The following is a 22,129-nucleotide window of genomic DNA, read 5'->3' on the forward strand; positions in this document are numbered from 1 at the left end:
GGACAGCCCGTCACCACGGTGATACCGCCATCCGTTCACCTGTCCGACGCGCTGTCCCCGGACGTGCTCGTCGCCTCCGGGCCGACGGCGGCGGGCAGTTCGACGGTCACCGTGGTGCCGAGTCCGGGGCCGCTGCGCACCAGAGGGCGGCCCCGGTGCGCGGCGGCCACCGCGGCGACGATGGCCAGGCCGAGACCGCTGCCCTTCCCGCCGGCGGCCGAGGCCCCGCGATGGAAGCGGTCGAAGACGAACGGCAGCACCTGTGGAGGGATTCCGTCGCCCTGGTCGGCGACCTCGACGAGGACCGTTCCTCCGGTGCGCACCGTCCGTACCCGTGCAGGGGTTCCCGCAGGGGTGTGGGCGCGCACGTTGGCGAGCAGGTTGTCCAGGAGGCGGCGCAGTTGGTCGGCGTCGCCGATCATCGTCGCGGGCCCCTCGGTGAGAAGTTCCAGGGGCCGGTCCGGGGCAACGACACGGGATGCCTCGACGGCTGCGCGGGCCACCGCCGAGATGTCGACAGGTGCGCGACGCGGTTCGGCCTCCGCGTCGAGCCTGGCCAGGAGCAGCAGGTCGTCCACCATCCGCTGCATCCGTAGCGCTTCGTCCGTGATGCGCCCCATCACCTGCGTACGGCGCGCCTCGTCGGGCAGCGCACCCTGCCGGTAGAGGTCTGCGTAGCCGAGCACCGCGCTGATCGGAGTACGCAGCTCGTGCGAGGCGTCGGCGACGAAACGACGAAGCCGGTCCTGCATGTGCTGCTGCTGTGTGAACGCCTCACCCTGCTTCTGGAGCATGGTGTTCAGCGCGGTGCCCAGGCGGCCCACCTCGCTGTCACCGGACCCGGTGATCCGCGCGGGCCCGTGGCCCAGGGCGATGGCGTCGGCGTCACGGGCCATGGCCTCCAGCGGCCGCAGGCCGCGGCGCACGATCACGAACCCGGCCGCGACCGTCACCAGCAGCCCGGCACCCACCGCGGCCGACTCCACCACCCGCAGTCTTCGCAGCGCGCTGTCCACCTCGGTCAGCGGCACCGCGACCACGAGACGGCCACGGTCACCAGGCAGCCGCCGGACCAGCATCCGATAGTCGGGTCCCTCCCCGTCGGCCGACGTGACGGTCACGGGTGACCCCTGCGTCAACCGCGGCGACGAGGGGATACGGGGCGGGGAGATCTCCGGATCACGCAGCCCCGGTGCGAGCGGCCGCACCCGCCCGGAGGGTTCGTGGATCTCGATGTAGTACGTGGTGGTGCCGAGCATGCGCGCACCGGCCGCCATGCCCTCGCCCGGCGGACGCCCGGTCCTGATCTGCTCGACCATGCGGGCGTGTACCGCGCGGACGGTGGTGTCCGCCCGTTCCACCAAGTACGCCCGCATCGTCGCGTAGACGAACGCCGCCACGCCCACGAGGACCAGGCAGACGACGGTGAGCAGTGTCAGGAGCAGGCGCCCGCGGAGCGAGCGCGGCGGACCGGGGCGCCTCATGAGCCGTCGGCGCCCGGTTCACGCAGCAGATATCCGATGCCGCGCCGGGTGTGGATCAGCGGTGGACCGTGTGCGTCGAGTTTGCGCCGCAGGTAGGAGACATAGGTCTTGAGCACGGCGGGGTCGCCCTCTCCGTAGCCCCACACCTGGTCCATCAACTGCTCCTTGCTGAGCGTCCGGCCGGCGTGCCGAAGCAGGCAGTGCAGCAGCCGGTACTCGGTCGGCGACAGGTCCACGGCCTGGCCGGCGCGGCGTACCTCCACGGTGTCCGGCCGCAGTTCCAGGTCGGCGCAGCGGAGCACCTGCTCGGCCGGTGGCGCTGTCCGCCGGATCACCGCGTGGACCCGTGCGGCGACCTCCTCCAGTCGGAAGGGCTTGGTGATGTAGTCGTCGGCACCCAGGGCGAAGCCCGTCAGGACGTCCTGTCCGCTCTCCCGTGCCGTCAGGAAGACCACCGGCACGCCGTGACCGCGCTCCCTGAGTCTGCGGGCGACCGTGAAGCCGTCCATGTCGGGCAGCATGACGTCCAGAAGGATCAGATCGGGTCGCGTCCGGGACGCCGCTGCCAGTGCCTCGCGGCCGTCCGCGGCCTCCGCCACCTGGTAGCCGAGGAAGCGCAGCGACGTGGCAAGCACGTCGAGGAGCGACGGTTCGTCGTCGACGACCAGTACGCGTCGGCCCTCGCCCTCCTGCATCCCGCCACCTCCGCGTGCCTTCGGTCCGAAGCCCCAGGATGCAGGAACCGCCTGGTGAACGGCGCCTGCGCAGGGAACTTCCCACCGAACTCCCACCCGCGGCCCACCGGGTTGTGACGCTCGGTGGCCAGGCTCTCCCGGGGAGTGGGGGCGAGCACACGCGCCGACGGCCCTCGCCCCGTCAGGAGTTGAGGAAGGAACCCGCGTGCACGCCCCTCGAAGGAACTCACCTCGGGCCGGTCTGTGGGCCATGCCCACGGCCCTCGCCCTGCTGCTCGCGACCGGCTGCGGCAGCGGGGACGGGGACCCCGCCCCTCCCAGCCCCTCGCAGTCCACCGGCCCGAGCCCCACCGCCCCCGGCGAGCGGACCATGCGACAACTGGCCGAGGAACGGGGCAAGTACATGGGGGTCGCCGTCGACGCCGACGCGCTCGGCGAAGAGTCCCCGTACCCGCGGCTCGCGGGCGAGCAGTTCGGCATGCTCACCGCGGAGAACGCCATGAAGTGGCCGCAGACTGAGCGCAGCCCCGGCAGTACCTCCTACGAGGACGCCGACCGCGTCGTCGACTTCGCCAAGCGGCACCGGCAGCGTCTGCGCGGCCATGCCCTGACCTGGAACACCCACGAGCCGCAGTGGCTCAGCGCGCAGAAGTTCTCGGACGAGCGGATCGGCGAACTGCTGAGGGAGCACGTCCAGGACGAGGCGGGCCGCTACAAGGGCGCGATCTACGCCTGGGACGTCGTCAACGAGCCCCTCACGGGCAAGGGCACTCTCAAGCCAGGCACCCTCCTCGACGCGCTCGGCCCCGACTACATCGCCGATTCGCTGCGCTGGGCCCACCAGGCCGACCCGGACGCCAGGCTCTATCTGAACGAGTTCGGCGCCGAAGGGATCGGGCCCAAGAGCGACGGCCTGTACCGGCTCGCGAAGTCCCTCAAGGAGAAGGGGGTTCCGCTGCACGGCATCGGCTTCGAGTCCCACTTCGAGCTGGGCAAGGTGCCCAAGGACATGCGGCAGAACATGGAACGCTTCACCGCCCTCGGTCTGGAGGTCGCGGTCACCGAACTCGACGTACGCATGCGGACACCCGCCACCGACGACGCCCTGGAGCGTCAGGCCGAGGACTACGCGAGCGTCATCCGGACCTGCCTGAACGTCGAGAAGTGCGTCGGCGTCAGCTTCTGGAACCTCCATGACGGTGCCTCGCACGTTCCGAAGAAGCGGCCCGGCTGGGGCGCGGCCCATGCCTACGACGCGCAGTACCGGCCCAAGCCCGCCCGGGAGGCGGTGGCCGAAGCACTGACCGAGGAGGGCGGCTGAGCGAGGCGGAAGGGACTGCGCGGCGGCCCCGCCGCTGTCGCGGGGCCGCCGCGACAGCGTGAGTTCGCTCGTTACCTGCGCCCCTTCGCTTGTTACCAGGTGCGGACAAAACTGGGTGAACGGCCTCGGCCCGGGTCCCCTCTAAGTGGATGTACCGAACAGCGGATGCAGCCGAACCGTCCTGTGGGAGCAGGCGGGAGGCACAGACCGGCATCCGACTCAGTCAGACATCCCATGGGGGGACCACGTCATGACCATGCGCCGTACTCGTCGCACGCGCCGTTCCGTTCGTTCCGTCGGCATGCTGGCGGTTGCCGCCGTCGCGGCCTTCTCGTTGACCGCGTGCCAGGGTGACGACAAGGACGACGCCTCCGCTCCGGAGAAGTCGGCGTCCAGTGCCGCCTCGCCCTCGGCCGGTAAGGGGGGTGCGGAAGGCGGCACCGAGGGTGGCGGCAGCCAGACCCCGGCCGGTGCGAAGTCCGACGCGCCCGCTGCGAAGGAGAGTTCCGGCACGTCGGACTCGGCCGGCACGGACGCCCCGGACAGCACCGAGAAGCTGGCGGACGGCAGCACCGCCGAGATCTACAAGCTCGGCGACACGCACTACAAAGCCAAGATCGTCAACGACGGTGATGTCCTGGGCGAGATGGAGACGAACGGGGAGGATGCCGCGATGGACGCCAACGGCATGTTCGTCCTGCTCGCCATGGACGGCAAGATCTACTCCTGGATGGGCAACAGCGACACCGGCCCGGGCACGTTCGTGCTGGAGGGCGACTGGCAGGCCGAGGTCAGCAAGATCGGCGACGGCCACTTCCGCGCCGAGATCAGCGGCCACGACGGTGTGGTGGCCACGCTGGAGACGAAGAACGGCAACGCCGACGGGGTCTACGCCAACGGCATCCCGATCGTGCTCACCGCCATGGGCGAGATCAGCTCCCAGAAGTAATCACGGCAGAACGCTTGGCACAACTGCCCACCCTGCTACGGCGGTTGGGGCTGCCTGGGATCGGTCCTGGGGGCGGCCCCGACCGCCGTTTTGTCGCCCTGCTTGGTGCGCACGGTGACGGCCGCGCCCCAGCCATTTGCTCCATCGATTGATATTCGATAGATTCCCATCGTAGATCGATGGGAGGTCGGGTCATGGGAAAGCTGACAGTGAGCGCGCTGCGCGCCGTGCTCGCCGTGGTGTTCACCGGCACCGTGTTCGTGCAGGCGTTGATGGTGTGGGTGCTGGTCAGCGGGAGTGACCCGGAGGACGGGTCGCTCCCGCTGACCCCGCTGCGCGTGATCACGATCCTGGGCATCGGTACGGTCCAGGTCGCCCTGTTCTGTGTCTGGAGACTGGTGACGATGGTGCGACGCGGAACCGTGTTCTCCCACGCCGCCTTCCGGTACGTGGACGGCATCATCGGCGCGGTCGTCGCGGCTTCTCTCGTGTGGTTCACGGTCACGGCCGTGAACGCGCCCGGCCAGCGGGACGACCCGGGCGTCACTCTCATCATGGGCGGGATCGGCGTGGCCATTCTGGGAGTCGCGCTCATCGTGCTGGTGCTGCGGATGCTGCTCGCCCAAGCCGTCGCCCGCGACGTCGAAGCAGCCCAGATGCAGGCCGAGTTGGACGAGGTCATCTGATGCCGATCGCCGTCGACATCGACGTGATGCTGGCCAGGCGGAAGATGTCCGTGGGCGAGCTCGCGGAGCGCGTGGGGATCACGCCCGCCAACCTGGCGGTACTCAAGAACGGCCGCGCCAAGGCGGTGCGCTTCTCGACCCTCGCCGCGCTCTGTGAGGTGCTCGAGTGTCAGCCGGGCGACCTGCTTCGCTGGGAGGACGAGGGCGCCGCAGGCGAATGAACCTGCGTCGTGGGACCGCTCGCCGAGACGGTACGTGCCTTTGCGGCGGCGGTCTGACCGTCCTGAGGGCGAAGAGTGACCCCGGCCCGCCCGCTCGCCGGAGCGCTCGGGCGTCTCGTACCGTACGGCGTAGAACCATCAGCTCCACCGGTTCCCCTCAGCCCCACCAGCCGCCATCCCGGCCGTACTCGGCCAACTCAGGGAGGAGCAGGACTTGTTGACGCCGCTGCATGTGACGACTTGGGACGAGACCGCCGGGCGCGTGACGCACTCGGCCACGCAGGCCGAATCGGCGCCCTCCACCGCGATCTTCGTGCACAACATTTTTACCTGGGGCAGTGACGCGTCCTACGGCTTCGCGGCGCAGCGGCCGTTGGCCGACCGCCACCGTCTCCTCGTACCCGACCGGCGCGGGTACGGGCACAGTCCTGACACCGAGCGCAGTGACTTCGAGGCCGACGCCGACGACCTGGTAGCTCTCCTCGACGACGTCGCGGGACGAGGCGAGGGCGGTACGGACGTAGGCGCGGACCCCGGCACCGGCACCGGCACCGGCACCGACACCGGCACAGGTACCGGTGGCGTGCACCTGGTCGGCCACGGCAACGGCGGTGTGATCGCCATGCTCGCCGCCGGTCGACGCCCCGCTCTCGTACGGTCGCTGACGCTGATCCAGCCCTCCGCGTTCACTGCGGCGGCCGAACACCCCACCATCGCGGCGCTGTTGGAGCGGGTGGCGGAGTCGGGCCCCGGCGACGTGCCCGACTCCATGACCGCGGAGGAGTTCCTGCGCGCGTCCACCGAAGGCATCGGGCTGCCCATGCCCGAGCCGACCGCGCAGCGGCTGCGGGCGGTGGGTACGTCCATGCGGGAGCGCCCCATCTGGGAAGCGCGTATCCCCCTCGAACCCCTGCGGGACGCCGACTGGCCGACGCTGGTGATCTGCGGTACCTGGGAGGACGCCCCCGAGATGTACCGCAGTTACGTCGGCGAACCCCTGATGGCCTGCGCCGAGGCCCTGACCGCCAGCCTCGGCGCCCGCTCCCTGCGCGTGCCCGGCTTCTACCCGCACACGCAGCAGCCGGAGGCCGTGAACGCGGCACTGCGGGAGTTGTGGGACGGCGGCTGCCGGTAGGGACCGGTCAGACGAGGCCGGTGTGCGTGGTCGACCAGCGCATACCGGCCGCCATGTGTGCGAGAAGGGCCGCGTCGGTGACCGTCACCGTGATGTCGGCGTACGGACGTTCCTCGAACGGGCGCGATGCGAGCAGGCTCCACACCCGCCCGAACTCCAGGTCGGCGGGATCGTGCCAAGTGGCCATCTCCTCGCGCGACTCACCGGGTGTCCAGGGATCGTCCTCGTCCTCCAGCGCCGCGACCTCGCTCCACAGCGGAACGTTGTGGACGGGGCCACAGTGGTACGTACTCACGACTTCGGCGGCCCGGCGCGTGAACGCTTCACCGTTTCGTTCCGTGACGACGTAGCGGGATATCTCGTCGTGGCCCGAACCGCCGCTCAGCTCGTACACATCCGCCGCCTTGCGTCGGGGTTCGAGGAGCGTCCTGCCGTCGTCCGCCAGCAGATGCCCGGCCGAGTCGACCCGGAGGTGCTCGCCGAAGAGGTACGTGTACAGCTCCGCGAACTCGTCCTTCCGCCGCATGCCGGCGACGATCTCCTTGCCTCGGTCCACCGAGAAGGGGCACCGGTCTCCACGCGGCACCCGCCGGTCGTCGTCGCGCAGGAACCCGTTCGTCAGCAGGAACCAGGCGTCCACCAGCAAGGCCAGGGGAAACGTGGCCTTGTTCGGTACTTGCCATGCGTCCGGGTTGATGAGGTGCACCCGCCCGTGGAGGGTGGGGCCTTCGACGGTGTCGATGGACACGGTGAAGAGGTCGGTCACGGCGAGAGCCAATCACTCGGGAAGCGGCGATCGCTGGTGATCACCGCCGGTCCCGGACACTAGTGGTCGCCACTGACATTAACTCGGCGTCGAATGCGGGGAGTTGAGGCGCAGCTGCTCCGCGCCCGCCTCAGTCATGCCTCACATGGTGACTCCTCCCCCTCGTGAACGAGGGGGCTTCTCGCTATGCCGGGTTGGCGTTGCGACGGACCAGCCCGGCCCGTAGAACGTTGATTGCGCCCACAGTGTCCGCGTGCGCCGAGTGGCCGCACGAGACGCAGTGGAACTTCTCCTGCGTGGGCCGGTTCTCCGCGTTGACGTGCCCGCATTCGGGGCAGGTCCGGGAGGTGTTGCGAGGGTCCACGGCGATCACCTCTCGTCCGGCGCTTTCAGCCTTGGCGTGCAGGATCGTCAGGAACACCCCCCATCCGGCATCTGAGATGGAGTGGTTGAGCCCGGCCTTCGCGGCTGCCCCGTTGGACAGGAAGCTTCCCACCTGTTCGGGGTCCGGCTTCGGCGCGGGGGCCTTGACCATGTTGCGGATCTTGAGGTCTTCGTGCGCGATGAAGTCGTGTTCCCTCACGAGGTCAAGCGCGGTCTTGTGTGCGTGGTCCAGGCGCTGACGGCGGACCTTGCGGTGGAGGTCGGCGACCTTTGAGACGGCCCGCTGGTGGTTGCCGGTGCGCCTGTCCCGGCTAACGCGGGGGAAGCGGGAAAGAGCCTGCTGTGCGGCTTCGAGCTTCGCGGCAGCGCGGCTACCGTGGCGCGGGTTGGGTACGAACTCGCCGCCTGAGTCGGCGAGGAAGTTGACTATGCCCATGTCGACGCCAACCACGCGGCCCGTTTCGGGAAGCGGTTCGGGCGCGGTCTGCTCGGCAGTCAGGATGACGTACCAGCGTCGCCCTTCACGCTTGACGGACACGGTCTTGACCTCGCCGACCACGGGCCGGTGCTGGTTGACCTTGACGTGCCCGACGCCTTGGAGGCGGACGCGGGTTGTGGGGTCGTGGGGGGTGGAATTCCAACGGCAGCCGTCGCCGTCCTTGGGGAAGTCCACCGTGTCGAACCAGTTGACTCCCCGGAACCTGGGGTAGCCCGGTTTGTCCCCGGACTTCACACGCCGGAAGAACGCGGCGAACGCCTTGTCGAGCCGGCGAAGCGTGGCCTGCTGCGAGGAGAACGACCACCGGCCCTGATGCTCCGGGTCGAAGGCCCGGATGTCCTTGAGCTGGGCGGACTGCTGCCCGTACCTGATGCTCGTCTTCGAGGTGTGCCGCCAGGCGTCGCGGCGTTCTTGCAAGGCCCCGTTGTAGAGCGAGCAGTGGTCACGCAGCATCTCACCCAGCGTGGCGCTCTGGCCCACGGTGGGCCGCATGAGGAACTTGTACGCACGGATCATCCGGCCCACCCCCTTCCTGGTCAGCTTCGAAGATCCTACTACCCTTGGCGTATGTCACCCCGCTGGAACCCGAACCCCGATGTACGCACCGGCCGTCACGTCGCTTACGACCTTCACGCTCACTTGGTGTTCGTCACCAAGTACCGGCGTGACGTCTTCGATGACGCCATGCTCAAGAGGTGCGAGGAGATCATGCGGGAGGTGTGCGGCAAGTTCGAGACCGAGCTACGCGAGTTCAACGGCGAGCCCGACCATGTGCACTTGCTGATCCACTACCCGCCGAAGATTGCCCTGTCCAAGCTGATCAACAGTCTCAAGGGTGTCAGCTCCCGCTACCTGCGGGCCGAGTACACCGGCCGCATCAACCGGACCGGCATGGGCTCCGTCTTCTGGTCCCGTTCCTACTTCGCAGGCTCGTGCGGCGGTGCACCATTGACGGTGATCCGTCAATACATCGAGCAGCAAAAGCGTCCGCTCTAAAGCGCAGGTCAGAGCAGCCTCAAGATGCGCTTCCCTCCCCGGCTGAAGCCGGGGATACCCACGCAAGATCAAGGATGGAGGGCATCCACCTTGGCGGAGGTGTGGACCGTCAAGGTGAATCAACTGGCTCTGGAAATCAGTGGGTTGGGTCAACCTGGGCGTACGAGGTGAAGGCCGACCAGGCGTCGCGGCCCAGGGTGAGGATCGGGCCTTCGGGGGTTTTGGAGTCGCGGATGTGGATGGCGGTGGGGCAGGGGGAGATCTCCAGGCAGGCGCCGCCTTCGCTGCCGCTGTGCGTCGACTTGCGCCAGTCGGCGGCGACTTCGAGGCAGGCTCCGCCCTCGTCGCCGCTATAGCTGGACTTGAACCACATCAGGTCGGTGTTCATTGCTCTCCCAGCAGCTCGTCCATCAGGCTCTTGGAGTCCTCTGAGTTGAGAGCCTGGGTTCGCAGCATCGCATATTTGCGCGAGAGGATGCTCACCTCACTCGGGTCTGAGATCAAGTGGCTCCCGCGCTGTGTTTCGGAGTAGGCCAGGGACTGATGGTCGGGAGTTTCCAGCAGGATGAAGGGGCCGTTCAGACCAGCATGCGAGGTCCGCCCCAGCGGCATGATCTGAATCGTGAGGTTGGGCAAATCAGCACACCTGCGGAGGTGTTCAAGCTGCTCTCTACGTACGGCGCTGCCGCCGAGATTGTCCCGTAGTACAGGTTCCCAGATGACGAAGCTGAGCGTCGGAGGATCACTTCGGTACAGGATCTGCTGACGCTCGATGCGTGACTGCGTGTCCGTCTCGATTTCCTCCTCGCTGAGCCTTGGTACCCGGCTGCGGAACACCGCGCGGGCGTAGTCCGGGGTTTGAAGCAGTCCAGGCAGAACCTGGTTCTCGTACCAGGAGAGGGTGAGCGCTTCCTGCTCCCGTGCCAGGTACTCCTCCGCCCAAGCCGGAATGCGGTCCACCTCCGGCATGTGATCGACCGCAACCTCCAACACCCCCTTGGTCTTGAGCAGTTGGTCCACCTGCTGGGCCACATCGAGGAACAGCGGCCGTCGACCCTGTTCGATGGACGCGACGGTGTCCTCGCCTACGTTGAGTGCTGCGGCGAGTGAGGCCTGGGTGTATCCGGCGGCCGCGCGGAGGAGGGCGAGCTGGGCGCCGACCAGTTTCATGGCGGATGCGTTGCGCCTCGGGCGCTTTCGGTTGGGCATACGGGGTGAACTCCCCACTTGTGCTGGGATTTTCGCCTGGGCCACGTCGTACGCCGCATGCGTACGACCTGACGCACTGAAACACTCTAGTCACGTTCTGCGACGCTCACCCCGTGAATGTGCAGACCGAACGCACCGAACATCCCGAATGTGTCGCTTCGTGCCAACAGTTCTCCCGTCGTGAGCGCCGATCGGTGGCCGCGGCGCGGAAGTTCGCGAGACGAGCGCTGACCGAATGGGGACTGGAACGGTTGCTCGACGATGTCGTCCTGTGTGTCAGCGAGTTGAGCACCAACGCCCTGGTGCACGGCGTCCCGCCGGATCGCGGCTTTCTGCTGCGGCTGTATCTGTACGACGGGGGCACGTTGCGGGTGGAGGTGCACGACAGCGGGGACGGGCATCCGCACATTCCGGCGGAGACGGCGGGCTCGGACGAGGAGAAGGGCCGAGGGCTGTTTCTGGTACGGGAGTTGGCCGACGCCTGGGGTGTGGGGGAGCGTAATCCGGGCAAGGTGGTGTGGTGCGAGTGGCGGGCCTGAACCGGTACGGACGCTCTGTTGCGGCCGAACTCCGCTGTGGTGAACACCTGCTGACGTGGGTTGCGTGGTCACCGAAGGTTCCTGTTGCATGCCTTTCGTTGTCCGCTCGTTGTCCGCAAGCCCGGTGCCGCCGAAGGGGGAGGTCGTGAACGCGTCCGTTCCGCTCCCCGGGTGCGCCGGCCCCGGCATGAAGTCCGCGCCCGCTGAAGTGAGTTCGGTGGCGGCGCGGCGTGCGCTGTACGTCCTGCTCCTGCTCGGCGGGTTCCTGGCCCTGGCCTGGATGACGGCGGGCGAGGCGCACGCCGAGGACTCCCCGCAGGGCCCGGCCGCAGCGGTCGCGGGCGTCACCTCGTCGGCGCGGGCTGCTGCCGAACCCGTCGTACAGACCCGGGTCGCCGACTCATCCGTCACCGCCTCGGTCGCGGTGCCCCATGGTCGTACGGCCCCCGTGCGGGTCACCGCGACGGTCGAGAGCCCCGTGGACGAGGTCGTGGACGCCGTCGCCGAACCGGTGCGCGGCAAGGGCCTCGTACCGCCCTCAACACGCCTGCCCAGTACGGACGTTGAGCTGAACCCCGGCGACGTACTGCCCGGGCGTCCGTCCCACGACCCGCCGCCGGTGAAGTCGGCGCCCCGGGCCGAGGTGCCGTCCGCTCCGGTGCGTACGGCGGACAGTGTTGCCGACGCGGAGCCGTACGACGTCGTCGCGGCCGTGGGCGAAGGCCTCCCGTACGCGGACGGTGGTGAACTCGGCGGCGAACAGGCCCTCGCGTCACCCTCGTACCAGGATCCGGACCGGCACGGGCCGGGTGACAGCGGGGCGTCCCGGCTGCCGTGCCCGTTCGGGGTGGGCCCCGCGCCCTGTACCGGGACGAGCGGGGACCAGCCGACGCACCGTAAGCACGATCCACTCGCCACCTCTCCGGTTCCGGGACCCCGTCCCGCCCTCCTCGCCGGACCCCGGCTGAAGGACAGCGCCCCGGCGCTCGCCCAGCGGCCCCACGACGTCGTCGAACTGCCCGGCTAGCCGGAGGGGCGCGCGTACCCAACGCGCCCTCCGAGCAGGCCAGTTCATTTCCGCAGATCAGTGGATCTGCGGATCTGCGGAGCGGATTCGCAGCTTCGACGAGACGAAGAGAGCTTCTGATGTTCTTCCCAGTGAGCATTTCCCTGCCTTCGCCCGTGCCCTCGTTCGGGCCCTCACCCCTGCCCGCACCCGGCTTCCGGGAGGCGCGGCGATGAAGTCGAACCAGGAGATCAACGAGATACTCGCGGCCTTCGACGCCACCGAGAGTGTGCGGTCGGCGGCGAAGATCGCCGCGTGCGATCCCAAGACCGTGCGGCGCTATGTCACGGCACGCGCGGAGGGCCGTCCGGTCGGCAGTCCGGTGCGCAGGCGGCGGGTGATCGACGTGTACCTGGAGAAAATCGAGGAGTGGGTGGAGCGGTCCGAGGGGCACATCCACGCGGAGCGGGTGCACCAGCGGCTGATCGGGCTCGGGTTCACGGGCAGCGAGCGGACGACCCGGCGGGCGGTCGCCGAGGTGAAGGCCCGGTGGCTGCGGGGCGAGCGGCGGATTCTGCGGCCCTGGAATCCGGAACCGGGTCTGTGGCTCCAATTCGGCTGGAGCGGCGGCCCGTTGGTGCCGGGGCCGCAGGGGGAGGCGCGCCGGACCGTGCTGTTCAGCGCGTGGCTGGCCTGGTCGCGGTTCCGGGTGGTGATCCCCTGCCGGGAGCGTTCGCTGCCGGTCCTCACCGAGTGCCTGCGCAGCACGCTGACCCTGGTCGGCGGCGTACCGAACCATCTCCTCACCCGCGCCGAGGGCCTGGAAGCGAGCCGTCTCCCCGCCCAACTCGACGCGCTGGGCGCGCACTTCGGCACCGAGATGCGCACCTGTGTGCCGTACGACGCGCAGGCCGGGGAGGACCGCCCGGGCGCGCGAGCCGTGCAGTCCGGCGTACGGATCGCGGTCGCCGACTGGCTGCCGGTGACCGTCGGACTGCCCCGGGCGCTCCCGTCGTTCGCCGCGTTGCGTGCGGCCTGCGCGGACCTCGGCGAGCAGGCCAACAGGCGCAGCGGCGACGGCGGTCCGGGCGGAACACCGTACGGCCGTCTCGCCGCCGAACGCGCCCGGCTGCGTCCGCTGCCCGCGGGGAGGCTCCCTGCCCACGCGGTACCGAGCGGGGTGAGCCGACTGAGCGGACTGAGCGGGGCGGGCGTGTCCTGAGTCCGTGCCGTGCGGGTGTTGGGGCCCGGCGCCTCCCTTGGTGGGGGTGCCGGGTCTCAACCGCCTCCGGCGTAAGCAAGATCGAAATCGTCGTGAGGATCGTGAGGTGAGTGCAGTTGGCCCTCCGCGTGCGGTGAGCGGCTCTCGGTAGCATCGGCGCCGTCCACGACCAAGGGGGAAGCGCGTGACGTACGACCGGGAGCAGGCGCGGGAAGCGCTGCGACCACTGGGAGCCGAGGACCCGCGAGAGGTGTCCGGCTACCCGCTCGTCGCGCGGATCGGCGAGGGCGGCATGGGGTCGGTGTACCTCAGCCGGACTCGTGGCGGCCAGCCCGTCGCACTCAAGCTGATCCGGCGCGAGTTCGCCCAGGACCCGGACTTCCGGGCCCGGTTCGAGGCCGAAGTGCAGGCGGCGCGGCGGGTGTCGGGCTACCACATCGTGCCGGTCCTCGACCACCGGATGGACGGCGAGCAGCCGTGGATCGCCAGCGCGTACGTGCCCGGGCTCCCCCTGGACGACGCGCTCGCCGCCTTCGGCCCGCTGCCGGTGCCGGTCGTCCTCCAGCTGGTCGGCTGTACGGCCCACGCGCTCGGCTCGGTGCACGCCGCCTCGGTGATCCACCGCGACCTCAAGCCGAGCAATGTGCTGCTGAGTTCGCAGGGCCCGTGGGTCATCGACTTCGGCATCGCGCGGGCGACGGACAGTACGCAGCTCACCCGTACCGGTGGTTTTGTCGGCACCCCGCAGTTCATGTCGCCCGAGCACGCGCTCGGCCGGCACGTCACCCCGGCCGCCGACATCTTCGCGCTCGGCCTGATCGCCGCCGTGGCCGCCACCGGCCGCCACCCGTACGGCGACGGCGCGGGCATCTCCATCGCCGCCTCCATCGCCAACACCGAGCTGCGGCCCCCGGACCTGAGCGGCTACCCGGACGCCCTGCGCCCGTTCCTGGCGGACTGCCTCGCGGCCGATCCGGCGCTGCGCCCGACACCTGCCGTACTCGCGGAGCGGTGCGAGCAGGCGAGCGGGCGGCGGCTGCGGGACTTCGCGGGGTGGCTGCCGGGGGCGGTGGCGGAGGAGATTCAGCGGCGGGAGCGGGCGGCCGAGGGGTACGGGGACGCGGGGGAGGGGGCGCCTTCGGGCGGGGCTTCTCCGGGCGGCCAGGTCTCGGGTGGGCAGGTCTCGGGCGGGCACGTCTCGGGTGGGTACGTACCGACCGAGGCGGGTCCGACGCCGGGGGCGGCTCCCCGTGACGCCGTGCCCACCGACGCCGTACGCAACGCCGGTGCGCCGACGGAGGCAGTACCGTCATCCGCTCCGACCCCGCCGCCAACTTCCGTGCCACCCAAGGGAGTTCCGCCACGTCCGCCATCCGTACCGGCCGCCCCGGCGCCCCGGCAGGGCGGCTTCCGGCGGCCCAGGAAGCGGATGGTCGCCGCCATGGTCGCCCTGCTGCTGGGAGCGGTGGGCGCCACCTACCTCGCCGAGCGAGGGAAGGACGACGGCACCTCCGACAACGGGCAGCACACGCCCGGCCCTGGCGAGGGCACCGGCGACGGCAACGGGCCGGACGGTGGCGGGGGCGGGACCGCGGAGGGCGGCGTCGAGCTGGTCAAGGACGGTGTGCTCACCACATGCACCCAGGTCCCGTACCCGCCCTTCGAGTCGCAGATCAACGGCAAGATCCAGGGGTTCGACATGGACCTGACCGATCTGGTGGCCAAGGAACTCGGGGTGCGACAGAGCATCGTCGTCCGCCCGTTCGAGACGTTCACCTCGGGCGCCGCGTTCCGGACGGGGCAGTGCGACGTCATCGCCGCGGCCATGACGATCACCCCGGACCGCAAGCGGAAGCTCGGCGTCTCGCAGCCGTACTACAAGGCCACCCGCGCCCTGGTCGCCGCTCCCGGCAGCGGTGTCGGCGGGGTCGAGGACATCAAGTCCAAGAAGAAGGTGGTCGGTGTGCAGGAAGGCACCGGGGACCTGGAGCACGCACAGAAACAGGGCCTTGAGCCCGAGCAGTTCACGACGGTGGACGAACTCCTCGTCGCCCTCCGCTCCGGCCGGATCGACGCCGCGTACACCGAGTACGCGACCGCTCAGCTCTGGATCAAGGACAAGTCCGCCTCCGGCGAACTGGCCCTCGTCGACCGGACCGACATGGACCAGGACTACGGCTTCCTGGTCGACAAGGGCAACACCGAACTCCTCGCCGCCGTCAACGACGCACTGGCCAAGGCCCGCAAGGACGGTACGCACGGCAAGCTGTTCCGGTTCTGGATCGAGCAGAAGCCGGGTGGCGGCAGCGGGAGCAACAGCGACAGTTAGAGGTACCAGCCCCTTGCCACCTGGTGGGGGTCCGTCAGCGCGACCACGACCGAGTGCAGGACCTCGGCCCTGGCGTCGCCCTGGATCCGCTGGGCGATGCGCCGGGCGCGGTCCGGGGTGCTCACCGCGACGGCGGCGGCGACGGCGCTGCGGATCCGTACCGCGGGGACCTGGCCGGTCACGGTGTTCGCGATGTGCTCGGCTCGGTCGGGGTCCTTGGCGGCCAGGGCCGTGCCGAGGGCGACCAGCACGGCTTCCCGGTCGGTCTTGTTGGTGATCGCGTACGCGAACCGCTCGGCGCGCTCGGGGTTCAACTCGGCGGCCGCGGTGACGACGGCGATCAGCGCGTCCGTACGGCGGGGCAGCCTGGCCGTGGACACGATCTCCTCGGCCTGGTCGAGCAGGCTCACGGCCAGCGCCGGGTCCTGGTCGGCCACCGCCGAGGCCAGGTCGGCCCGCGCCATGACCCGGATCTGCGGCCCCGTAAGGGAGTTGACGATGAGCTCGGCGCGCCAGGTGTCGGTGGTGGCGACGGCTCGTACGACCGCGGCGAGCGCGGCCTCCCTGGTGACCTTGTCGGTCAGGCCGTCGGCGATGCGTTGGGCCCGGTCGGGGTCGGTGGCGGCGATCGCCCGTGCCACCGCGGCCAGTACGTTCTCGCGCGAAGACGTGTGCGGCACGGCGTGGGCGATGCGCTCGGACCGGTCGGGGCCGTCGGGGGCCATCACGGTCAGCAACGATGCGAGCAGCGTGGCCAGATAGGCGGCTCGGCCCGTGTCCGCGGCCAGGAACGCCGACACTCGGCTGTACTTGCCGATCATGTCTCGCGCGAGGCGCTCGGCGCGGTCGGGGTCGGTGGCCGCCACCGCCTTGGCGACGGCGTTCTGCGCGGGCCAGCGGTGGTTGGGGTCGGTGAGGGAGTAGGCGATCTGCTCCGCCCGGTCGGGGTCGGTGGCGGCGATCGCCACGGCCACCGAGCCGAGCGCCTGGGTCCGTAGGTACTTCTCGCTGATGGAGCGCGCGATGTGCTCGGCCCGGTCGGGGTTGGTGGGTGCCAGCGCCGCTGCCACGGCGCTCAGCATCGGCCACCGCTCCTGCTTGGTGCCCACGGTGTGCACGATGCGTTCGGCGCGGTCGGGGTTGGCGGCCGCCGTCGCGGTGGCCACCCGGGTCAGCGCGCGCCACCTGTGGTGATCGTGCTCGATGGTGACCGCGATGGCCTCGGCCCGGTCGGGGTCGGTCGCGACCAGCGCTCTGACCAGCGCACCGAGGAGGTGCCCCCTGGAGTCGGCGCCGATGGCCGTGTTGGCGATGCGTTCGGCCCGGTCCGGATCGAGGGTGGCCGCGGCGGTGACCACGGTGGTCAGGGCCCTGGTCGACCCCTCCCCGGCGGTGATCGCGGCCTGCTCCGCCTGGCCGATCAGGCGCCCGGCCCGCTCGGGTTCGGGAATGTCGGCCGCCGCGAGCGCCACCCGGACCAGCGCGCGGGTACGCCACCAGCCGTCGGTGATGGTGTTGGCGATCGCCTCGGCGCTCGTCAGGCGCTCCGTCATGTCCTGGGCGGGGGAGGGGAGTTGGGGTGGGACGGTGGCGGACTGCGGGGTGTTGTGGGGCGTGGTGTTGTGTGGCGTTGCGTTGTGTGGCGCGGTGGTGGGCGGTGCGGTGGTGGGCGTTGGCCGGGTGGCGACGGTCGTTGCGGTGGCGGCCGGCTTCGGCGGGCGCGGCGGTGTCGCGGGCCCGTCCTCCGGTGCGGATGAGGAGCCGTCCGCATGTCCCGTCCCTGCTCCCGTCCCTGCCCCCGCTTCCGTCTCCCCTCCCGCCTGAACATTGCGTACCAGCCCGAGCAGATCGGCGTTGTTCACGCCCCGCCGCTGCGGTACGGGGAGGCCCTCGGCGCGCAGGCGGCCGTGCAGGTGCCGGTAGATGTCACCGAGGTTGATCATCTGTCCGGCCGCCGGAGTGCCGTCGCAGAGCAGGTCGAGGAGTCGTTCGGTGAACGCGGTGTGCCGCTCGCCGGGCAGGACGACGGCGGTCCGGTTCGCCGGTGAGGACGTGAGTGTGTAGGTCCCGGAGACGTCGAGTTCGCCGAGGACCGCCTCGTCGGCACCGGCGAGGGTCTCGATCGCGCGTCCGCTGAAGCAACTGTCCAGGATCACCACGCGGTTGGTCGCCGCGCTGTCCAGGCACGCGTCCCGGATCGCCTCGAACGGCAGGGCGGAGAAGGCCAGTTGGTCGGGTCTGGTCCCGGCCAGACTCAGGTACAACTCGCGTCGGCGCGGCCCGAGCAGCCCGTGCCCGCTGTAGTAGAACAGCAGCAGGTCTTCCGCCTCTTCGGCCGCCCGCACCAGTACGTCGCCGACCTGGGCCACGCCCGCCGCCGGAGGTACGGCCACACAGTGGAACGGGCTGAAGCCGCCGAGCCGTTCGTCGACGAGCACCCGCGTCAGGTCGCTGATGTTGTTGGCGATCACCGGGACGTCCGGCAGCCGGTCGTCCTCGTAGTGGGCCGGGCCGACGAGGACGATCCGCGAACGGGCGGGATCGACCGCTCGCTCAGCCACCGTCCGGCCCGTGGGCGTCGCGGTCCGGGCCGAGGGCTTGGGTATCCGGGCCGAGTGCCTCGGTATCCGGGCCGAGGGCTTCGCGCAGCAGCCCCTCGACGTCCCGTACGCGCTTGGCGTCGATCTCCACCGTGCGCCCGTCCGGCCTGCCCTCGACCTTGATCCGTACGTCCGAGCGGCGGGGCAGCGCGAGGAAGGCCTTCAGCGAGGCGGCCAGCACACTCAGTACGCCGCCGCTGCCCACCGCGACCACCAACACACTTGTCAGAGAACCGAGTTCGCCCGGTCGCGGGGGCTCGTCGTCCGCGGTGACCCGACCGCGCAGCTCCGGTTCGTGGGCGAACCAGTCGGACAACTCCGCGAGCCCGTCGGCAGGCTCGAACGCCCCGCCGGACTCGACCACCAACCTCACGACAGGTGTCTCAGGAGCCTCGGGTGCCTCGGGTGCCTCGGGTGTCTTGGGCGTCTCGGGTGTCTCAGGTGTGTCATACGCGTCATGCAGATCAGGCCTGTCGGGCAGGTCAGGCATCCGTCTCCCCCGGAACTCGCGCGGACCGATGTGTGATCGATTCAGATCGATTCAGTATGGCGTCGGGATGGCCGCATTTCCCGGGGTTCCGGGCGAGCGCGGGCGGGGCGGAGCGCGCGTACCGGTCCGAACCGGTGCCGACACGACTCTTGACACGAGTACGGAAACGGGAACCGTGTACGGCGAATCGGGTGTCATGGTCAGCGAGGCCGATCAAGAGCCGGTGATCAGGACAGCACAGCGATCACCACGGCACGGTGATCACCACGGCCTCGCCAAGAACGACGACGTACGAGCCCCGTTGAGCCGTTTGCGCCCGCTGAGCCCGTGCCTATCTGTGGGGAGAGTCATGCAGATGCCGAACCCGTCGGACCAGCGGGGTGCAGACATCGGGCAGCCGGAGGCGGGTGGCGGCGAGGAGGAAGGCGTCAAGTCCCTTGCGGAGAAGGCGTTTCCGAGCCGTAGGTCGCTGCTCGCGGCGGGCGGGGCCGCCGCCTTCGCGGCACTCGCGGCGAACGGCGTGGCGGCGGCGGGCGGCGGGTCGGGGGACAGCGGCGCGGGGGCGGACAGCGGTACGGGCCGTGCGGCCGGGGCCGAGTCCGGGGCCGGGAACGGGCCCGCGCGTACGCATGGTGCGGTGGCCCGGCTGCGTGACCTGGAGGCCGAATTCGGCGCCGAGGTAGGGGTGTTCGGGCGCAACCTGGTCACCGGCCGGACGGTGCGCTACCGCGCCGGAGAGGTCTTCCCGATCTGCTCCGTGTTCAAGGGCCTCGCCGCGGCGGCGATCCTGCGCGACCTCGACCGCGACGGCGAGTACCTGGCCCGGCGGATCCACTACACCCGCGACGACCTCGTGGAGCACTCGCCGGAGACCGGGACCGACGAACACCTGGCCAACGGCATGACGGTGGCCGAACTGTCCAAGGCCGCCATCACCTTGAGCGACAACACGGCCGGGAACCTGCTCCTGCGCCAGATCGGCGGACCCCAGGGCATCACGCGCTTCTGCCGTTCCCTCGGCGACCGCGTGACCCGGCTCGACCGCTGGGAGACGGAGCTCAACTCGGCCGAGCCGTGGCGGCGTACGGACATCACGAGCCCGTACTCGATCGCCCGTACCTACGCCCATCTCCTGGTCGGCGACGCCCTCGAACCCGCCGACAGCGCACGGCTCAAGGACTGGATGCTGGCCAACACCACCAGCGGCGACCGCTTCCGTGCCCACCTGCCCGAGGGCTGGCGCCTCGCGGACAGGACGGGCGGCGGCTCCTACGCGGTCAACAACGATGTCGGCGTCGCCTGGACGCAGGACGGCACCCCGATCGTCCTCGCCTGCCTCACCCGCAAGTCCGAGCAGGACGCGCAGACGGACAACGCCCTCATCGCCAGGGCGGCGAAGGTGCTGTACGAGGTGCTCGCGGGCTGATCCTCGGGCTTCGGCGTTGGGCACGGGCATGGACAGGGATATGGACATGGGCACGGCCGAGGGGCCTTCTCGCCAGCCGTCACGGCGAGTTGGCCCCTTGCCCGAACCGGAAACCGAGTCGGCCCTTGCTTGAAGCGCACTCCAAGCGGCTTTCATAGGCGCCATGAAGTACACCCAGCTCGGACGCACCGGGCTCAAGGTCAGCCGACTCGTGCTCGGCACCATGAACTTCGGCATGCTCACGCCGGAGGCCGAGAGCCATGAACTGATGGACGCCGCGCTCGACGCGGGCGTCAACTTCTTCGACACCGCCAACATCTACGGCGTCGACGAGGACAAGGGCCTCACCGAGAAGATCCTCGGCTCATGGTTCGCCAAGGGCGGCGGACGGCGGGACAAGGTCGTGCTGGCCACCAAGGTCTACGGGAACATGACGCCGGGCGAGCCCTGGCAGGACCCGACCTGGCCGAACACGAACAAGCTCAGCGCGCTCAACATCCGCCGCGCGGTGGACGCCAGCCTGCGACGCCTGGGCACCGACCACATCGACCTGTACCAGTTCCACCATGTCGACCGGGACACCCCGTTCGAGGAGATCTGGCAGGCCATCGAGGTCCTGATCCAGCAGGGCAAGATCCTCTACGCGGGCTCCTCCAACTTCCCCGGCTACAAGATCGCCCAGGCCAACGAGACCGCCGCCCGGCGTGGTCGCCTCGGCCTGGTCAGCGAACAGTGCCTCTACAACCTCGCCGAACGCCGCGCCGAGATGGAGGTGATGCCCGCCGCCGAGGAGTACGGGCTCGGCGTCATCCCCTGGTCCCCCCTGCACCAGGGCCTGCTCGGCGGCGCCGTACGCAAGGAACGCGAACGCCAGGGCGCCCGCACCCAGATGGGCCGCTCGGCCCAGGGCCTCGCCGACCCGGCGATGCGCACCCGCGTCGAGGCCTACGAGAAGCTCGTCGCCGCGCACGGCCTGGAACCCGGCGAGGTCGCCCTCGCCTGGCTGCTCACCCGGCCGCAGGTGACCGGTCCCATCGTCGGGCCCCGCGACCGAGCTCAACTCGACTCGGCGCTACGGGCTGTTGAACTCACCTTGCCCGAGGGCTTGTTGGGGGAGCTGGACGAGATCTTTCCGGGGCCGGGGGCGGCGCCGGAGGCGTTTGCCTGGTGAGGAGAGGGGCCTTTGAGGACGGCTGCGGTCACCGTCAGCGCAGTTGTTTCGGTGCTGTCGGGTTCGGGAGCACCGGGTCGCCGTAGCCGTCGACGGCCGTACTTGCCGGGTAGCGGGCGCATTCGGCGGCGGCACTGATGACGAGCGGCCCGCCCGCGTAGGACTCGACGTTGATCGTGTCGCCGCTCTCCGGGGACTCCATGGTCAGCGAGAGGTGACCGCCGCCGTACGAGACGGTTCTCCACCCCTGGCGGGTCAGATCCTCGCGTACGCGTTCGGCCGCGGTCACCGCCGCCGCCTGGGAAACCCCTTCCAGGGCCCATTTGTTGTGCACCTGCACCACATGCGGTTCGTAGTGCGGGTAGGTGCTCCAACTGTCCTCCCAGTTCCGCAGGCCCCGGCGGTGGCAGGAGTCCCCGTAGGCCTCGGCGCCCTGCCCGGACCAACCGGTGTCGAGTCTGGCGTGCGGCAGATCCAGGGACTCGTAGACGGTCTGGGTGTGATCGTCCAGGCGCAGGGCCGTGGTGGCCGGATCCGCCTCGGGGTAGGGCTCGCCCACCCAGACCCCCTCGCACCACCGGCCCAACGCCACCACCCCGGCCAGGGCGAGTACGGCGGCCACGGTGACCAGAACTCCCCGAAGCCACCCGGGAATTCGATGGGTCCAGGCAACCGGGGCGGAGGGGAGTAGTTGGCTCATGAACAGCAGCCTGCCCCGCGCACCAGGGGGTGGGCATGAGCATGCGTACTCAACCGGGCAAGCGCATGCGTATGGCGAAGGCATTTCGAGAACCTGCCGCACTGCCTGGACGTCACCGGTGCCACCTTGAGGGCGTGGCCAGGCTCAACTCCTTGTTCACCGCACGCCACAACACCCCCTACTTCGTCGGGCGTTGGTCATCCGTTCATGCTGACAGGTCATCATAAAAGGTACAGGGTAGGATGTTTCATATGCTGAGCGCCTTGAGGCGATGAGGCAGTGGCAGATACGGAAGCCAGAC

21 protein-coding genes are annotated in these 22,129 nt (G+C 69.9%); 12 read left to right on the plus strand and 9 right to left on the minus strand.

Features of this window, described 5'->3' with window-relative positions; all coding sequences use genetic code 11:
• Window positions 1-35: 35 nt before the first annotated feature.
• Both HUT18_RS20275 and HUT18_RS20280 read right to left on the minus strand, forming a co-directional pair.
• Window positions 36-1,484, minus strand: a complete 1,449-nt coding sequence (locus HUT18_RS20275) for a cell wall metabolism sensor histidine kinase WalK (protein WP_176102016.1) — start codon at window positions 1,482-1,484, stop codon at window positions 36-38.
• Complete coding sequence (locus HUT18_RS20280) at window positions 1,481-2,179, minus strand: response regulator transcription factor (RefSeq protein WP_176102017.1); 699 nt, start codon at window positions 2,177-2,179, stop codon at window positions 1,481-1,483. Before HUT18_RS20280 ends, HUT18_RS20275 begins: the two co-directional genes overlap by 4 nt.
• Before the next feature lie 205 nt (window positions 2,180-2,384).
• Here HUT18_RS20280 and HUT18_RS20285 point away from each other — a divergent pair, with 205 nt between their 5' ends.
• The 5 genes from HUT18_RS20285 to HUT18_RS20305 all read left to right on the plus strand — a co-directional run bounded on the left by HUT18_RS20285 (window position 2,385) and on the right by HUT18_RS20305 (window position 6,491).
• A complete protein-coding gene (locus HUT18_RS20285) occupies window positions 2,385-3,500 on the plus strand; it encodes an endo-1,4-beta-xylanase (protein WP_176102018.1) in 1,116 nt (371 codons plus the stop codon).
• Between the two features lie 301 nt (window positions 3,501-3,801).
• Window positions 3,802-4,449 (plus strand): hypothetical protein, encoded by a 648-nt coding sequence (locus HUT18_RS20290; RefSeq protein ID WP_254878719.1) that lies wholly within the window; start codon window positions 3,802-3,804, stop codon window positions 4,447-4,449.
• 194 nt (window positions 4,450-4,643) lie between these two features.
• Window positions 4,644-5,135 (plus strand): DUF2975 domain-containing protein, encoded by a 492-nt coding sequence (locus HUT18_RS20295; RefSeq protein ID WP_176102020.1) that lies wholly within the window; start codon window positions 4,644-4,646, stop codon window positions 5,133-5,135.
• Window positions 5,135-5,356 carry a helix-turn-helix transcriptional regulator gene (locus HUT18_RS20300; RefSeq protein WP_176102021.1) on the plus strand — a complete coding sequence of 74 codons (222 nt, stop codon included), beginning with the start codon at window positions 5,135-5,137 and terminating at the stop codon, window positions 5,354-5,356. Before HUT18_RS20295 ends, HUT18_RS20300 begins: the two co-directional genes overlap by 1 nt.
• A gap of 262 nt (window positions 5,357-5,618) precedes the next feature.
• On the plus strand, window positions 5,619-6,491 hold the full coding sequence (locus HUT18_RS20305) for an alpha/beta fold hydrolase (RefSeq protein ID WP_176104679.1): 873 nt from the start codon (window positions 5,619-5,621) through the stop codon (window positions 6,489-6,491).
• 7 nt (window positions 6,492-6,498) lie between these two features.
• Here HUT18_RS20305 and HUT18_RS20310 read toward each other — a convergent pair whose 3' ends face one another.
• Window positions 6,499-7,257 carry a hypothetical protein gene (locus HUT18_RS20310; RefSeq protein ID WP_176102022.1) on the minus strand — a complete coding sequence of 253 codons (759 nt, stop codon included), beginning with the start codon at window positions 7,255-7,257 and terminating at the stop codon, window positions 6,499-6,501.
• Window positions 7,258-7,441: 184 nt separating this feature from the next.
• Entirely contained in the window at window positions 7,442-8,656 is a 1,215-nt protein-coding gene (locus HUT18_RS20315) for an RNA-guided endonuclease TnpB family protein (RefSeq protein WP_176104680.1), read from the minus strand.
• A gap of 51 nt (window positions 8,657-8,707) precedes the next feature.
• Between HUT18_RS20315 and tnpA the strand changes: the two genes are divergently transcribed.
• A complete protein-coding gene (tnpA, locus tag HUT18_RS20320; RefSeq protein ID WP_176102023.1) occupies window positions 8,708-9,136 on the plus strand; it encodes an IS200/IS605 family transposase in 429 nt (142 codons plus the stop codon).
• Between the two features lie 136 nt (window positions 9,137-9,272).
• On the opposite strand, the gene HUT18_RS20325 is transcribed toward tnpA, so the two are convergent.
• Together HUT18_RS20325 and HUT18_RS20330 are read right to left on the minus strand one after the other, a co-directional pair.
• Window positions 9,273-9,524 (minus strand): DUF397 domain-containing protein, encoded by a 252-nt coding sequence (locus HUT18_RS20325; protein WP_176102024.1) that lies wholly within the window; start codon window positions 9,522-9,524, stop codon window positions 9,273-9,275.
• Window positions 9,521-10,306 carry a Scr1 family TA system antitoxin-like transcriptional regulator gene (locus HUT18_RS20330; protein WP_368661544.1) on the minus strand — a complete coding sequence of 262 codons (786 nt, stop codon included), beginning with the start codon at window positions 10,304-10,306 and terminating at the stop codon, window positions 9,521-9,523. Before HUT18_RS20330 ends, HUT18_RS20325 begins: the two co-directional genes overlap by 4 nt.
• A 158-nt stretch (window positions 10,307-10,464) precedes the next feature.
• On the opposite strand from HUT18_RS20330, the gene HUT18_RS20335 reads away from it, so the two are divergent.
• The 4 genes from HUT18_RS20335 to HUT18_RS20350 all read left to right on the plus strand — a co-directional run bounded on the left by HUT18_RS20335 (window position 10,465) and on the right by HUT18_RS20350 (window position 15,441).
• Window positions 10,465-10,884, plus strand: coding sequence for an ATP-binding protein (locus HUT18_RS20335; RefSeq protein WP_176104681.1), 420 nt, complete (start codon window positions 10,465-10,467; stop codon window positions 10,882-10,884).
• 145 nt (window positions 10,885-11,029) lie between these two features.
• Window positions 11,030-11,911 (plus strand): hypothetical protein, encoded by an 882-nt coding sequence (locus HUT18_RS20340; RefSeq protein ID WP_176102026.1) that lies wholly within the window; start codon window positions 11,030-11,032, stop codon window positions 11,909-11,911.
• A gap of 211 nt (window positions 11,912-12,122) precedes the next feature.
• The gene (locus tag HUT18_RS20345; RefSeq protein ID WP_176102027.1) at window positions 12,123-13,112 is read left to right on the plus strand and encodes a hypothetical protein; all 990 of its coding nucleotides are present in this window, start codon (window positions 12,123-12,125) and stop codon (window positions 13,110-13,112) included.
• A gap of 184 nt (window positions 13,113-13,296) precedes the next feature.
• Entirely contained in the window at window positions 13,297-15,441 is a 2,145-nt protein-coding gene (locus HUT18_RS20350; RefSeq protein WP_176102028.1) for a transporter substrate-binding domain-containing protein, read from the plus strand.
• Here HUT18_RS20350 and HUT18_RS20355 read toward each other — a convergent pair.
• Window positions 15,438-18,002: a caspase family protein gene (locus HUT18_RS20355; RefSeq protein WP_176102029.1), complete on the minus strand. Its 2,565-nt coding sequence runs from the start codon at window positions 18,000-18,002 to the stop codon at window positions 15,438-15,440. The genes HUT18_RS20350 and HUT18_RS20355 overlap by 4 nt on opposite strands.
• Complete coding sequence (locus tag HUT18_RS20360; RefSeq protein ID WP_176102030.1) at window positions 17,995-18,414, minus strand: hypothetical protein; 420 nt, start codon at window positions 18,412-18,414, stop codon at window positions 17,995-17,997. Before HUT18_RS20360 ends, HUT18_RS20355 begins: the two co-directional genes overlap by 8 nt.
• Before the next feature lie 466 nt (window positions 18,415-18,880).
• Between HUT18_RS20360 and bla the strand changes: the two genes are divergently transcribed.
• Together bla and HUT18_RS20370 are read left to right on the plus strand one after the other, a co-directional pair.
• Entirely contained in the window at window positions 18,881-19,957 is a 1,077-nt protein-coding gene (gene bla, locus HUT18_RS20365) for a class A beta-lactamase (protein ID WP_254878720.1), read from the plus strand.
• 163 nt (window positions 19,958-20,120) lie between these two features.
• Window positions 20,121-21,128, plus strand: coding sequence for an aldo/keto reductase (locus HUT18_RS20370; protein ID WP_176102031.1), 1,008 nt, complete (start codon window positions 20,121-20,123; stop codon window positions 21,126-21,128).
• A 34-nt stretch (window positions 21,129-21,162) separates the two neighbouring features.
• On the opposite strand, the gene HUT18_RS20375 is transcribed toward HUT18_RS20370, so the two are convergent.
• The gene (locus HUT18_RS20375) at window positions 21,163-21,828 is read right to left on the minus strand and encodes a hypothetical protein (RefSeq protein WP_176102032.1); all 666 of its coding nucleotides are present in this window, start codon (window positions 21,826-21,828) and stop codon (window positions 21,163-21,165) included.
• Between the last annotated feature and the right edge of the window lie 301 nt (window positions 21,829-22,129).

The organism is Streptomyces sp. NA04227 (assembly GCF_013364195.1).
Lineage (GTDB): Bacteria > Actinomycetota > Actinomycetes > Streptomycetales > Streptomycetaceae > Streptomyces.

Excerpts from the sequence above, each read along its gene's own strand:
- HUT18_RS20370 (WP_176102031.1), top strand. The coding sequence starts at position 20,121 with ATGAAGTACACCCAGCTCGGACGCACCGGGCTCAAGGTCAGCCGACTC.
- tnpA (WP_176102023.1), top strand. The coding sequence starts at position 8,708 with ATGTCACCCCGCTGGAACCCGAACCCCGATGTACGCACCGGCCGTCAC.
- HUT18_RS20325 (WP_176102024.1), bottom strand. The coding sequence starts at position 9,524 with ATGAACACCGACCTGATGTGGTTCAAGTCCAGCTATAGCGGCGACGAG.
- HUT18_RS20275 (WP_176102016.1), bottom strand. The coding sequence starts at position 1,484 with ATGAGGCGCCCCGGTCCGCCGCGCTCGCTCCGCGGGCGCCTGCTCCTG.
- HUT18_RS20295 (WP_176102020.1), top strand. The coding sequence starts at position 4,644 with ATGGGAAAGCTGACAGTGAGCGCGCTGCGCGCCGTGCTCGCCGTGGTG.
- HUT18_RS20315 (WP_176104680.1), bottom strand. The coding sequence starts at position 8,656 with ATGATCCGTGCGTACAAGTTCCTCATGCGGCCCACCGTGGGCCAGAGC.
- bla (WP_254878720.1), top strand. The coding sequence starts at position 18,881 with ATGCAGATGCCGAACCCGTCGGACCAGCGGGGTGCAGACATCGGGCAG.
- HUT18_RS20345 (WP_176102027.1), top strand. The coding sequence starts at position 12,123 with ATGAAGTCGAACCAGGAGATCAACGAGATACTCGCGGCCTTCGACGCC.
- HUT18_RS20280 (WP_176102017.1), bottom strand. The coding sequence starts at position 2,179 with ATGCAGGAGGGCGAGGGCCGACGCGTACTGGTCGTCGACGACGAACCG.
- HUT18_RS20290 (WP_254878719.1), top strand. The coding sequence starts at position 3,802 with ATGCTGGCGGTTGCCGCCGTCGCGGCCTTCTCGTTGACCGCGTGCCAG.
- HUT18_RS20300 (WP_176102021.1), top strand. The coding sequence starts at position 5,135 with ATGCCGATCGCCGTCGACATCGACGTGATGCTGGCCAGGCGGAAGATG.
- HUT18_RS20375 (WP_176102032.1), bottom strand. The coding sequence starts at position 21,828 with ATGAGCCAACTACTCCCCTCCGCCCCGGTTGCCTGGACCCATCGAATT.
- HUT18_RS20330 (WP_368661544.1), bottom strand. The coding sequence starts at position 10,306 with ATGAAACTGGTCGGCGCCCAGCTCGCCCTCCTCCGCGCGGCCGCCGGA.